Genomic DNA, 12,861 nt, shown 5'->3' on the forward strand with positions numbered 1-12,861 from the left:
CCGGCTGCCACTTAGGCCATAGAGCTCGATGCTCTTTTCTCGAGCAGAGTGATAGCCTCTGCTATAGCTCCCGGACCAACACCAAAGGCCCGCTCGACAATCCGAGCTTCTCCAAGGATGTCATTTGAGAGATTGAAATGATTGGCCTGCCCCTTTCTCAAGGCGCGCATAACCTCAAATCCCTTGATGGTCGCATACGCTGTTTTCATCGTTTTGAACCCACGAACAGGCCTGATCAATTGCTTCAACTTGCCATGATCGGCCTCGACAACATTGTTGAGATACTTCACCTGGCGGTGGACGGTATCTTTCGGGCACTTACCTTCCTTCTTCAACTCAGCGAGAGCGACCCCATAAGGCGCAGCCCTGTCAGTGTTGATGATGGCTGGTTTCTGCCATTTCTTGACACGCCTCAACGTCTTGGACAGAAACCGCTTCGCTGCCTTGGCATTCCGGGTCGCCGAGAGATAGAAATCGATCGTGTTGCCGAACTTGTCTACCGCTCGATAGAGATAGGCCCACTTTCCCCGCACCTTGATGTACGTTTCATCAACCCGCCAGCTGGAAGAACGAGGCGAATGCCACTGCCAGCGCAGTCGACGTTCGATTTCAGGGGCATATTTCTGAACCCAGCGATAGATCGTTGAGTGATCCACGGGAACGCCACGCTCTGTCATCATTTGCTCCAGATCCCGATAGCTTATACCGTACCGGCAATACCACCGGACTGCCCATAAGATCACATCACCCTGAAAATGGCGCCACTTGAAGTGCGTATGCATGCCCTGCTCCCGCTGAAAACATCACTCTGAAGCAGATGATCTAATTTTTTGCAACAGAGCCTGCCGGAGTCCCTGCAGGACAAACAAGCTCCATGGATTTTCGTGTCATGAATGTGTCTCCAGTTTCGCAGAATGTAGATAGGAATTAGTATATTTGCACTTGAACTGGGCCCAGGAGCCAATAATTTGCATTGACTGCCGATTTGTGGTTCAGAATGGTAAAGGAGTAGAGCGAGAAAACAGTATTCTCAACTCAGCTGCTAGGGGCTTCAAAGGTACCTCATTTTCAGTTCGCTATTTCACTTGTGGTGGAATTCGCCTGGAACTATAAAAAGCTGAGGAATGCAGGTTTAAGACAAGCCTGCATCTAAGCCCTCGATCAAATCGCTTATATGTTCTAACCCTACCGACAACCTAAGTAACCCATCTGAGATTCCAGCCGCTTTTCTTGCTTCAGCTCCCATATCAGCATGTGTCATCGTAGCTGGATGAGCGATCAAACTTTCGACACCACCTAAAGACTCGGCCAAAGTAAACGTCTTCACTGTCTCAACAAGCTTTCGAACTCCTGTCTCTCCGTCCTTGTGTTCGAAGCTCAGCATTGCTCCAAAACCCTGCTGTTGCCTTTTTGCTAGTTCATGGTTTGGATGAGTTGTCAAACCAGGATAATAAACTTTAGATACACTACCATGATTATTGAGATGGTTTGCAATAGTCATAGCATTCTTTTCTTGTTGCTCCATTCGAGCGAATAGTGTTCGAATTCCACGCAATGTAAGCCAACTATCGAACGGGGATGATATTGCCCCAGTAATATTCGACCAATCATTCAGTTCTTGGCAGTCTTCGTCGTTTAAAGCCACCAATGCTCCCGCTACAACATCTGAGTGACCATTTAGGAACTTAGTGGTAGAATGAACAACATAGTCAGCCCCTAATGACAACGGTTGTTGAAGAGCTGGAGATAAGAATGTGTTGTCCACTACAGTTTTAGCGCCATATCTCTTCGCAAGACTTGACAATACTGCAATATCAAAAACACGCATTAGCGGATTACTAGGCGTCTCGATAAATAGCAACGAAGGACCTTTTTTTATTGCAGCTTCAAGTGCGTTGAGATCCGAAAAGTCAACGACTATCAATTGAATATAACCGAGCTTCTCACGCGCTTTCAGCAGGCGCAGTGTGCCACCATAGCAATCGTTTTGAATTACAACCTTAGCGCCTACCGGTAGTCGGCCTACAAGGAGGTCGATTGCGGCTAGTCCGCTGGATGTCATTACGGCTCCCGCTCCCCCCTCTAAAGCTGCAATCGCTTCAGCAGCCAGAGCCCGCGTTGGATTGCCCGCACGACCGTAATCGAAGGCGCGGGGTTGATCGTACCCTGAAAATTCGTATGTGCTTGATAAGTAAAGTGGAGGAGAGACGGCTCCGAATGAGCTATCGCAAGCGACTCCATAGGCCGCAGCAATCGTTTTAGGAAGTTGAGGTTTTTCGGTTGGTTTTTTCATCGTTTTTCCAAAGCGGTAAGGGCGTGGATGAAGTGACTAGACAGTTGCCTGATCACCGTATTTGCTAGGTAGAAAGTGCGGCCAGTTGTTTGCGTAGTTCCTTCATTTGAGAGAATTTCTCGGTAACATCACGTATTGTTGCAACTAAACCACACAGTTCTCCGTCATCGTCGTGGATCATAGCTATAGTAAACTCTACCGAAATTTTCGTTCCATTCGAAGATACAGCAGGAACAGATAACAGATCTCCGGCGCCGTAGCGGCTTTCACCGGTAGCAATGGTTTTCTGCCAACCTTCCCAGTGCCGTGCGCGCAGATTGGCAGGAATAATAATATCTAGCGTACTCCCTATTGCAAAGTTCGCATCGTATCCAAATATCCGCTCACATCCGGCGTTCCAAAAATTAATACAACCATCTCTATCTGTCCCCACTATTGCATCAGCAGATTTTTTTACGATTGTCTCTGCTACCATTTTTTCAATTTCTGAACCAAACACGTCTTTTCCTTTTCTTTATTTGAACATTCTGACAATCATTTCTTTGTCTAGATTTTCCGAGTTGCGAGCATCGAACCGTATATCGTCACAAAGAGCACAAAGGCGCAGATCCAGAGTCCTCCGGCTAATTGGTACAAGCTCTCCTCAGGCCAAATCCCAGCGGCGCCCCGAACAAACGTTGAACCAACAATTGATAGGTAGATTATTGAAGTTCCTGACCCGGCATGCAGACTGCGTCCGGTGTGACCAAGAGAGGCGCGCGTCATTACCGCAAGGGTCATGCCGCCGAGCGCTCCGGCCATCCAAAAGTGTTGCGCAGTTGAAACAGGCAGAATATCTGGACGCAAAATAGCACCCCACATTGCGAGAGCTCCGAGCGGAACAAACAGATAGGCGACATGTAAAATTGCCACCAAAGGCTCTCCAAATGTGTATACACCCTTCCAACGTGCCAGTCGCACTCCCTGCGCTATACCGACTGCTAAAAGCATCCATGCTGTGGTTGTGCTTCCGGGCAATAAAACCCAGGTAAGAAATGCCGGAACACTAACAACCAAAACAAACTTGTCAAACAGTTGCATCGGTGAAGCAGGTATATGCCCCTTGCCTTCCCGCACCAGCCAGTTACGCGTGAAAGACGGCACAATGCGTCCGCCAATCACTGCAATCATCAACATGACGGCCGCAAGCCCCAGGCGCGAGCCATGGCCTTGCGCTGCATAATCTCCGTTTAGCACCTCAACATGATACGTCAGATTGGCGGCAGCGAAAACGCCCAACAGCAACAGGATAATCAAGTTGCGCCAGTTTCTGCCGGCAATGATTTCACGCAGAATGACCAAAGCCAGAACAAATGGGAATGCAAGGTCTATGGATATAACGATCCACGCAGGCAGGAAGGCTGAGAACAGCACGCTCAGTCGTCCAGCTCCCCAAAGTCCGACAAGCCCAGCTAGCGCCCATCCGACGACGGGCAGTCGCCCGGTCCAGTTCGGAACTGCAGTGAGAAGAAAGCCCGCGATGATCGCTCCGGTGTAGCCAAATAGAAAGGCGTGAGCATGCCAAGAAACGGGGTCCATGACGCTAGGTAGATCGACCCGCCCTGCCAGCGCCATGATCCATAGGGCCATCGCTACCGCCGCCCATATGGCGCCGAAGAGAAAGAAGGGCCGAAAGCCGTAACTCAGGATCGCAGGACCCTGCCAGCGTCTCATTTGTTCTGCGGATGATTGGGTCATAAGCAAAGTCCTTGGACAAAATTGGTTGGGAGTGGGTCAATGATGGGAGGTGTCATCAGCCCGATCCATGAGCGCTCGGATATGGCGAGCGAAGGTATAGGTGGCAGGCAGGCCGATGATTGCACCGACCACAAGCGCGATGTTGGTCGACAGAACAGGTCCACCCATCCAGCTGCCGATCAGGGATGCGAAGAATGCATTGACCGCCATCGCTCCTGCCCCGAAGGGGTAAAGTGCAAGTGTAATTTGATGCACTGACCAGCCCTGCCTGTTCATCGCCGCGACACCATGCGATGCACGCAGTAAAGGGCGACGATGAGCGCGACGCTGGCAAGGCCGAACCAGAATTCAGCGGTTGCCGACTGGGCTTGCGGAATGGGGCGATCATAAGGTGCAGACACAGCAAGCGTGGGCAGCATAGAAAGCGCAAACATCAGATAACGCATGGCAAATTTCCCTTTCATTGGTCTCTTGTCAACGTACGATAGATTTCGGGCAAGGCACGCGTCAGACGTTCCGGATGAGGCAGCAGCGTGAACCCTCCCCGCCCAAAGATCCGGGCAAACCAGTCCTGCCCATCTTCGTCGATGATGACGCCGTGCAGCGTGAGCCCTGCCCGTCTCGCTTCACGAACGGCCATGTGGCTGTCCTCAATCCCGTGTTGACCTTCATAGTGATCAAGATCGTTGGGCTTGCCATCGGTCAGAACAATGAGCAATTTGCGCGCCGACGGTTGCTTCTCGAGCCTATTCGAGACATGACGGATTGCTGCGCCCAGACGGGTGAAATGTCCCGGCTTCAGGGAGGCAATATTGTCGGCAATCCCCCGTGTCATCGGATCGGGGAAATCCTTGACCTTGGTAACAAACACGCGGTCGCGCTTGAGCGAAGAAAAGCTCCAGATCCCCAAATGATCTCCGGCAGCATCAATGCCATAGGCAAGGGCCGTCATAGCGTCCTTGGCCACATCAATGACGGACGTATCACCAATGGCAGCTTCCGTTGAACGGGAAGTATCGATGAGGAAGGCAACGGACAGATCCCGCTCGCTCTGGCGTTGATCCTGCCAGATCCGGTCACTGCCATAGCCCGTTGCCATGAGATCGGTTTGCATGCAGATCACAGCATCCAGATCCAGTTCAGCCCCGTCAATCTGGCGTGGTTGAATCTTACGCCGGGGCCGGAGAGCTTCGAATTGCCTGCGAACTGCCCGAATGCGACGCGGATCCGCAACGAACACCTCATCTGCGTTTAGATGTGCAGGCGCTTCCAGAATGCGACAATGCCCATCCAGATAGCTCTGCGTCCGGTGGTCCCACTCGTCATAGATATGCTCGCCTGCCAGCTTCTCATGCATGGCATCGGTTGGTGACAGATCGAGATGGAGCTTCAGCCGGGATGCAACCCGCCTATCATGCTTGGACAGGGTGATGTGGTCCTGATCTTCCGCCGCCTTCTGGGCGTTGTCGAGGTCATCATCATCTACACTTCGATTGATATTCATGGACTCGACCCATGAGAGGATCGATTCAAACCGGTGGATGATAAAGCTATCTTTGCGGCTGGTCTGGTCCTGTTCCTTGCGTTCTCCAACCTTGCTGGACGCAACAGCCCCCAAGGAGGCCATGACCGGATCCTCACCTGCTTGTTCATGACTTGGCGCCCCCGAGCCCGGAGGGTCAAACCGGAGCCAGACTGGTGGCATGATAAATGGCGCGTAGCCTCGCACAGCTCCAGTCAAGGATGCCGGTGCATGTGCATTCTCACCCTTGAGCACGGCAACAACCGCCGCTTCGATTTGGGCCTCCACGCCAGCCTTGGGCAATGCGCGCCGGTGCTGAAGATGAAACCGGCACATCTGCTTATACGATCCGGCAAGACCGGGGCACGCTTCAAGAACCCGCACAATCGCACCTTGGTTGGTCTGAATTTGCACCCAGTCCGACTGGGGCGCGATCGCTTCAGACGTGAAAGAAGCAAAGTCCGAAGACCGATGCAGAGCCGCCAGCGCAACTAGCCAGAAATAGCAGGAGCGATTGAGCCCCCGATCAGGAAAGGCCGCCATGACCGGCGGCAGCCTCACACGTTCCCCGTCATAGTGCGCGATCCATTCCCGATCCCGCTCTGCTCCGAGTTTTCGCAAATGCGTTCGCCGATGCTTTACGACAGTGGCCGGGGATGGCACCAGCTCAACGGAAACGCTGCCTCCCAACGCCCGGAACAGCAGCATGAGGCTGGCTTCCAGCCCTTCAAGCGTGACCGCTTCCTTGGGAAAGCCAACGTCGATAGCCATGCCACTGGCCATATCATGCCAGAGGTTGCCAACAGTTTCTTCTGGTTCCATCAAATCGAGCAGGTGCATGGGACTATCCGTAGATGGTTGAAACCAGATCGCGCAGAGCGGTCTGCACGTCAGGTTCGTCGGTCAATGGCTCGATGATGGCGACGTTGATTGCTCGGTCCACTCCCATCCCTCCGGCCATAAGCGTTGCTGTATAAATCAACAGACGGGTCGATACCCCTTCCTCCAGATCCATGCCGGACAAGGCCCGGATATGACCTGCCAGCCGCACCAGAGGCGCAACCCGTCCCGCTTCCAGACCGCTTTCACTGGAGACGATCGCTATCTCGCTTTCCGGATCAGGAAAATCGAAGGACATGGACAGGAACCGTTGTCGGGTCGAAGGCTTCAGCCGCTTAAGGACACTCTGGTAGCCAGGATTATAGGAGGCAACGAGCATGAAGCCACTTGGTGCCGTCAGCTCTTCAGACGTCCGATCAATCACCAATGTGCGGCGGGAATCGGTAAGTGGGTGCAGCACCACAGTGACGTCCTTGCGCGCCTCGACGATCTCATCGAGATAGCAGATTGCCCCTTCCCGCACAGCCCGGGTGAGCGGGCCATCGACCCATTGGGTCTGCCCGCCCTTGAGCAAATAGCGTCCGATCAGGTCTGCGGCAGACAGGTCATCATGGCAGGCAACGGTGTAGAGCTTCTTGCCCATGTGAGCAGCCATATGCTCGACAAAACGCGTTTTGCCGCAGCCGGTCGGCCCCTTCAAAAGAAGGGGCAAACCTTTGTCATATGCGGTCTCGAAGAGATCGCATTCCGCTCCGGTCGGTTTGTAGTATGGGATCTGGCTACGCAACTGCATATTCATCTCCTCATTCTCCAGCTGCAGGGTTGGCATCACCCGGGGTGATGATCTCACGCTTGCGCACCACAATGGTCGAGTAAATGAACAACAGCGCCCCCAGAACCACCGCTGCACCTGCACCGAAGCGCATCAGGTAGAAGATCGACAGACTGTCCTGAACGTCCATGTAATAGTCGCCAATGACACGCTGCATATGGGTCTGGATGGTTCCCGCGAAGGTCAGAACGAAGGTCATGAAGGCCATGCCGCCGGTCATCAGCCAGAAGCTGGCCATATTGAGCACCTGATTGTATGGATCCTTGTTGCGCAGCATCGGCATCGCATAGGTGAAGATGGCCAGATTGAGAGCAACATAGGCGCCAAAAAAGGCCAGGTGTCCGTGAGCTGCCGTGATCTGCGTGCCGTGACTATAGAAGTTGACCCCGTGCAAGGTGTGAAGGAAGCCCCAGACGCCTGCGCCAAAGAAGGCAACGGTCGATGACCCTAGCGACCAGAGAAGCGCCGCCTTGTTGGGATGGTTCTTGCGGCCTTTCCAGACCATGACGAACGCAAAGGACATCATCAGGAAGAACGGCACGACCTCGAAAGTCGAGAAGATGGAGCCGATCCATTGCCAGTATCCCGGCAGCCCGATCCAGTAGAAGTGGTGCCCAGTACCCAGAATGCCCGAGAATAGAGCCGTTGCGACGATGACATAGAGCCATTTTTCCACCACCTCACGATCAACGCCGGTCAGCTTGAGCATCAGATAGCCGAGGATCGCCGCCATCACCAGCTCCCATGTAGCCTCGACCCAAAGATGGACTACGAACCACCAATACATCTTATCCAGACTGAGATTTTCAGGGTTGATGAAGGCAAAGATCCAGAGTAGCGACAAAAGCCACAACCCCATCAGAAGCACGTTCGTGATGGCGGTTTTCCGTCCGCCCAGAACCGTCAGCGAAATGTTGATCAAGAAGATCACCGCTGCGATCAGAATACCGAATTTGACCCAGAGTGGCTGTTCGAGAAACTCGCGTCCCTCGTGAATGCCGACAAGATAGCCGGCGACAGCCCCAAGCGTGCCGACCATCAGCAGGAACAACTGGATATAGGCAAGCTTGACCGAGAAAAGCTCTCGCTCAGCTTCCTCGGGCACCAGAAAATAGGCGGCTCCGAAGAACCCCAGCAAAAGCCATACGATGAGCGCGTTGGTGTGGATCATGCGAATGATATTGAAAGGCAAAAGCTCAGACAGAAAGTTTGGCGAGACATAGATCCAGCCTGCAATCAAGCCGCCCAGCACCTGCACCGCAAACAACGCCATGGCGCAATAGAAATAGGCCTTGGCTACCTTTTGAGATTGATATTTCATGGTCCTATCCCTCAGCCCGCGTCGTTCGGCGGCCAGCCTTGTGTATCGGTTTGGTCGGCCCACCGCAGGAATTCGGCAAGCCCCCGAATGTCGTCATCAGTCAGTTTGAAATTGGGCATCTGGCGCCTGCCTTCGATTCCAGAAGGCTGGGCTTCCATCCAGGCCTTGAGGGTTTCGAACGCCCCTTCAGGATCATCCTCGACGCCCCAGCGGGTCATCACATTGCCAACTTCTGGAGCAAAATAGGCCCCTTCTCCATGAAGCGTGTGGCAGTTGATGCAGGCGTTTTTCTCCCAAACGCGTTTGCCATGGACCACCTCTTCACTGAGGGGCAATTTGGATGTTGATGTGTTGACCACGTAAAGGTGGCTATGCACGGTGAGGGCGATAAAGACGGCAACGAAGAAAAGGGACCCTCCGTAAAACACATTCCTTGCCCGCGATTTTGTCAGTATTTCTGCCATCGACGGCCTCCAAATCAATCGGGTTCACCAAAACAGCTAACCTGGATCGTGAAGGCGAAGTTTGTGCTGGAACAACGTTTGGAGCGATAGCGTCCTTACTATAGGGGGCGGGAGGACAGGTCTGATGACCCGCAAACACCTTGATAGCCCCGACCTCACACTGGATGAAGTCATGAAGATTTGGCCGCAGACGATCACGGTCTTTCTGCGCCACAAGATGTTATGCGTGGGATGCCTGGTTAATCCGTTTCACACGATTGAAGACGCGTGCATCGAATACAAGCTGAACGAAGAAAGCTTTCGAGCCGAGCTGCAGCACGTCATCAACGCTGCTGACTGAGAAGCATCAGACCGTGGGGGTTGGTTACGACGATCCGCTTGCGGCGGCTTTTGATCAGCCCCTGCTTCTCCCAACCGCTTAAAAGTCGTGAAACCGTGTGCAAAGTCGTTGCCGTCATTTCCGACAGGTCTTGTCTCGTGATTGGAAAATCGACCTCAATGCCGTCTTCAACCTTGCGTCCGGTCTGGTTGATCAGGCGCATCAGGGCATTCGCCACTCTCTGTTCCACCTGTTGAGTTGCCATTTCCACAAGCCGCATATTCATCTCACCGACCCGCTTGCCCACGATCTTGTAGGTCTCCGTCGAAAACCCATCATAGTCAATTACAAAGCGATCCCACAGCGACGTCGGCCAACTCAGGATGATGGCCTCCGAAGCGGTGACTGCGGTGGCGGGATAGGTGTCTCGACCAAGAGCTCTGGCGATACCGAACAACTGCCCGGATGGGATATGAAGAGAGATGACCTGTTCGCCGGTCTCGGTTATGCGAATGACGCGGATATAGCCGTCGAGCAGCATGAAGAAGCGATCTGCGTCGCCACCTTCCGAAAACACAGCAACACCTTCCCCATATCGCCGGGAACTCGCCTGATCGAGAATTTCACGAATCTCGGTCAGACCCAGCTTAGAGAATGGCGGGATGTGCGTCAGAAGGCTTTCATCGAGCCTCGGCATCGTCTTGAGTGTCTTTTCGTCTTCCATATGCGTTGTCTAGCGGCTCTTAAAGGCAACTTCCATCGTTCATTTCGGTTACTGCCATGAAAATCATAGAAAAGGTTGCGCCAGAACAACGTTCGATAGATTACGCGATGTAGCATCGTCGACACTAGATCAAAAACCAATGAGGAAATAAACAGATGTTTCGCACACTTATCACAGCCGCAATCTTAACGAGTGTCATGGGAGGCTGTGCACTTGCAGAAACCTTTGAAGTCAAGATGCTCAACAAGAATGGCAAGGAAAACATCCTCTTACGGACAGGTGGGGGATGCATGATGATTAAAGTGAGGCAACATAATTCTTCTTGACATAGTTAGGTTGCAAACAAAAAGGTTTTCACTTGCAAACTGACCACCATTAATCCGCCAGCGCTTGCTCAGAGCTTGGGTTTCATTCCGCAGGTGGTGACGACCTGGCAGGCCAAGCGAGAAAATGCGCTCTGATTGAGGAACTGGGCGCGCAGAGCCCTCTTTCGTGCTTAAAGCGTATTGTCGTGTCGAGAAGAGGCACGTCATTTGGGCTTTCGCAGTACATCAAAATACGCGAAAGAGTACCTCTGCTGATCGTCTCTTCAACATGGGATGTTCAATGAAACATCTCTCTCGTGAACGGCGTTAATGGATTGTGACCTGCAGTCCAAATTTCTAAAGATTAGAACACTGGCAACATCTTGATATAGTTGAACTACTTCTGAAGTTGGCTTTTTCTCTGCCGGATCAGAAAGCTGGCAATTTCGAATTCGATCTTAAGCTCTTCCTTCGCCTTAACGAATGCGGGATCGGTTTCCCATTTCTTTTGAACAATTTCGAAATCGATCATTTGACGTCGTTTGCTTTCTGTATCCACCACTAGGTCTTCCCAAACAGTGTTTGCCCGTCTTCGTTGTGAATGCTGTCACTAAACGATTAGTGCAGTCATCTCCGGTTGATCAGCAAGAGTCCCAGCAGTTTTTTTGGCGACAATGACAAATCCCTCGAATTCATGCTCAAGGCAGGATACCCTGTTTTCAAGTAGCTGCATAGCCAACTACACTTCTGCACCTTTTTGTTGACAGAAACTACTTTACCAAGAACGTGCCTTGGTGTGAGTAGGGCAGTCTCGCCTCTTCAAAAGGCCGATTAGGATGAGAGTTCCTTTTGGCCAACCAACCGATAGCTGGTGCTGCGCCCACCACCTTCATTCTGAACAAAGATGTCCCACTCGAGAAGAGTCCGGATATCTCTAAGGGCGGTGTCGTTGGAGCAATCGGCAAGTTTGGCGTATTTTGAAGTGTTCATATAACCCTCCCAACGATCATCGAGCATGCGATTGATGATCTGTCGCTGCCTATCACTGATGGGATTGCTTTTGATGTGATTCCACAGTTGCGCTTTATACAGGATGTGCCCGAGGGCTGTCTCTGCATTGCTTAAAGCGTGTCCCAGACAGTTCAGAATCCATCCCAGCCAGCCGGTGATGTCCAAATCTCCGCGCTGTTGCTTTTCCAGATATATGTAATAGTCCTTTCTTTCCCGCTCGATCTGCGTGGAAAGGCTATAAAAGCGATCAGGCAGACCATCGGCGCGAGCAAGTGCCATGTCACATATTGCCCTAGCTATTCGACCGTTGCCATCTTCGAATGGATGGATGGTGACGAACCACAGATGGGCGATGCCTGCCTTAAGAACCGGGTCGAGACTTCCTTTGCTCTCGAACCAGAACAAGAAAGACTGCATTTCCGTTTGGAGCCGTGTTGCGTCTGGAGCCTCAAAATGGACGTTCTCGTTACCTATAGGCCCCGAAATAACCTGCATGGGTCCCGCTTCAGCTGGACGCCATCCCCCAACCAATATGCGATGCATTCCACTTCGTCCGGTCGGGAACAAGGCGGCATGCCAACCAAACAGGCGTTCCTCGGTTAGAGGCATTGCATGATTGCGGGTCGCATCCAGCATCATCTCGACAACACCATCGATATGTCGACTGACAGGAACCATGCCGCCGACGTCTAATCCAAGTTGGCTGGCAATAGAAGATCTGACTTCCATACGGTCCAGATTTTCACCTTCGATCGCAGAAGATTTGACGATGTCGTTCGTGAGGGTTTCGAGGCTTGCTTCCTGCCGCAGATGAAATCCAATACTTTCCATCCGACCAAGCAAACGTCCTTGGCAATACCGAATGTCGGCAAGGGCGAGTGAAATAGCCTCGGCATCCCAGCGAAAATTGGGCCAGTCCTGTCGTTCGTGGATCCACGTATTGCTCATCTCACATCCTGCGGCGAAATTGCGGCATAATCACCGCACGTTTTAATGAGAATATGCGTCCCATTCGCCACAAGGTCAAGGATTTGTTCCCAACTGATCAAGAGAGTGTGTTGCTTAGATTTCCTGTAGGTACGAGATCCCCGATGCCGTCGGTCAAAGCGGCTATTCGAGGGAAATTGCATCGACGATGGTATACATGGTCCTGCTATTTCGACCAAATTTTAGCCTGAATAAGGTGGATCTGATTATCTGTTCAGGCAGCCAGTTTTGTTGTTCCATTCATCGTGTTGTAGGCCTCATTCGGGGTCAGAATGCCATGGGAAGAATGGGGGCGTAGTTCGTTATAGTAGGAGATCCATTTTCCAATGCCAGCCCTTGCTTCTGATCCCGTCTCAAATGCATTGAGATAGATGCACTCGTATTTGATAGATCGCCAGAGCCGTTCGATCATCCGGTTATCGACCCAGCGCCCACGTCCGTCCATGGAGACCTTCACTCCGGCACCGGTCAACGTCTGAATCCAGTCGGAACTGGTAAACTGAGAG

Annotated in this window: 15 protein-coding genes; 1 reads left to right on the forward strand and 14 read right to left on the reverse strand. The window is 52.3% G+C overall.

What is annotated here, in order from left to right:
* Positions 1-11 precede the first annotated feature (11 nt).
* The 10 genes from BM258_RS23790 to BM258_RS23835 all read right to left on the reverse strand — a co-directional run bounded on the left by BM258_RS23790 (position 12) and on the right by BM258_RS23835 (position 9,009).
* Entirely contained in the window at positions 12-782 is a 771-nt protein-coding gene (locus BM258_RS23790; protein ID WP_090075731.1) for an IS6 family transposase, read from the reverse strand.
* 350 nt (positions 783-1,132) lie between these two features.
* On the reverse strand, positions 1,133-2,293 hold the full coding sequence (metB, locus tag BM258_RS23795) for a cystathionine gamma-synthase (protein ID WP_090075733.1): 1,161 nt from the start codon (positions 2,291-2,293) through the stop codon (positions 1,133-1,135).
* A gap of 64 nt (positions 2,294-2,357) precedes the next feature.
* On the reverse strand, positions 2,358-2,792 hold the full coding sequence (locus BM258_RS23800; protein ID WP_244544825.1) for a PAS domain-containing protein: 435 nt from the start codon (positions 2,790-2,792) through the stop codon (positions 2,358-2,360).
* 47 nt (positions 2,793-2,839) lie between these two features.
* On the reverse strand, positions 2,840-4,030 hold the full coding sequence (locus BM258_RS23805) for an NnrS family protein (protein WP_090075735.1): 1,191 nt from the start codon (positions 4,028-4,030) through the stop codon (positions 2,840-2,842).
* A 36-nt stretch (positions 4,031-4,066) separates the two neighbouring features.
* On the reverse strand, positions 4,067-4,285 hold the full coding sequence (locus BM258_RS23810; RefSeq protein ID WP_210186873.1) for a hypothetical protein: 219 nt from the start codon (positions 4,283-4,285) through the stop codon (positions 4,067-4,069).
* A 17-nt stretch (positions 4,286-4,302) separates the two neighbouring features.
* A complete protein-coding gene (locus BM258_RS23815; protein WP_090075742.1) occupies positions 4,303-4,476 on the reverse strand; it encodes a protein NnrT in 174 nt (57 codons plus the stop codon).
* A gap of 14 nt (positions 4,477-4,490) precedes the next feature.
* A complete protein-coding gene (locus BM258_RS23820) occupies positions 4,491-6,392 on the reverse strand; it encodes a nitric oxide reductase activation protein NorD (RefSeq protein WP_090075737.1) in 1,902 nt (633 codons plus the stop codon).
* Between the two features lie 4 nt (positions 6,393-6,396).
* Positions 6,397-7,191 (reverse strand): CbbQ/NirQ/NorQ/GpvN family protein, encoded by a 795-nt coding sequence (locus BM258_RS23825; RefSeq protein ID WP_090075743.1) that lies wholly within the window; start codon positions 7,189-7,191, stop codon positions 6,397-6,399.
* A 4-nt stretch (positions 7,192-7,195) separates the two neighbouring features.
* Positions 7,196-8,545 (reverse strand): cbb3-type cytochrome c oxidase subunit I, encoded by a 1,350-nt coding sequence (locus tag BM258_RS23830; RefSeq protein WP_090075738.1) that lies wholly within the window; start codon positions 8,543-8,545, stop codon positions 7,196-7,198.
* 11 nt (positions 8,546-8,556) lie between these two features.
* Entirely contained in the window at positions 8,557-9,009 is a 453-nt protein-coding gene (locus BM258_RS23835; RefSeq protein ID WP_090075739.1) for a c-type cytochrome, read from the reverse strand.
* A gap of 124 nt (positions 9,010-9,133) precedes the next feature.
* Here BM258_RS23835 and BM258_RS23840 point away from each other — a divergent pair, with 124 nt between their 5' ends.
* Positions 9,134-9,349, forward strand: coding sequence for a DUF1858 domain-containing protein (locus tag BM258_RS23840; RefSeq protein WP_090075740.1), 216 nt, complete (start codon positions 9,134-9,136; stop codon positions 9,347-9,349).
* On the opposite strand, the gene BM258_RS23845 is transcribed toward BM258_RS23840, so the two are convergent.
* The 4 genes from BM258_RS23845 to BM258_RS23855 form a co-directional block, all read right to left on the reverse strand.
* Positions 9,333-10,052, reverse strand: a complete 720-nt coding sequence (locus tag BM258_RS23845) for a Crp/Fnr family transcriptional regulator (protein WP_244544826.1) — start codon at positions 10,050-10,052, stop codon at positions 9,333-9,335. The two genes, BM258_RS23840 and BM258_RS23845, sit on opposite strands and share 17 nt — an antisense overlap.
* 702 nt (positions 10,053-10,754) lie before the next feature.
* Positions 10,755-10,889, reverse strand: coding sequence for a hypothetical protein (locus tag BM258_RS25005; RefSeq protein ID WP_280141806.1), 135 nt, complete (start codon positions 10,887-10,889; stop codon positions 10,755-10,757).
* A 299-nt stretch (positions 10,890-11,188) separates the two neighbouring features.
* Positions 11,189-12,316 carry a Fic family protein gene (locus BM258_RS23850; RefSeq protein WP_090075741.1) on the reverse strand — a complete coding sequence of 376 codons (1,128 nt, stop codon included), beginning with the start codon at positions 12,314-12,316 and terminating at the stop codon, positions 11,189-11,191.
* Between the two features lie 253 nt (positions 12,317-12,569).
* Positions 12,570-12,861 (reverse strand): integrase core domain-containing protein (locus BM258_RS23855; RefSeq protein WP_139229382.1); only part of this gene is annotated, 292 nt, incomplete at its 5' end.

The sequence above is a fragment of the Cohaesibacter marisflavi genome (genome assembly GCF_900115225.1).
GTDB classification, from domain to species: Bacteria; Pseudomonadota; Alphaproteobacteria; order Rhizobiales; family Cohaesibacteraceae; genus Cohaesibacter; species Cohaesibacter marisflavi.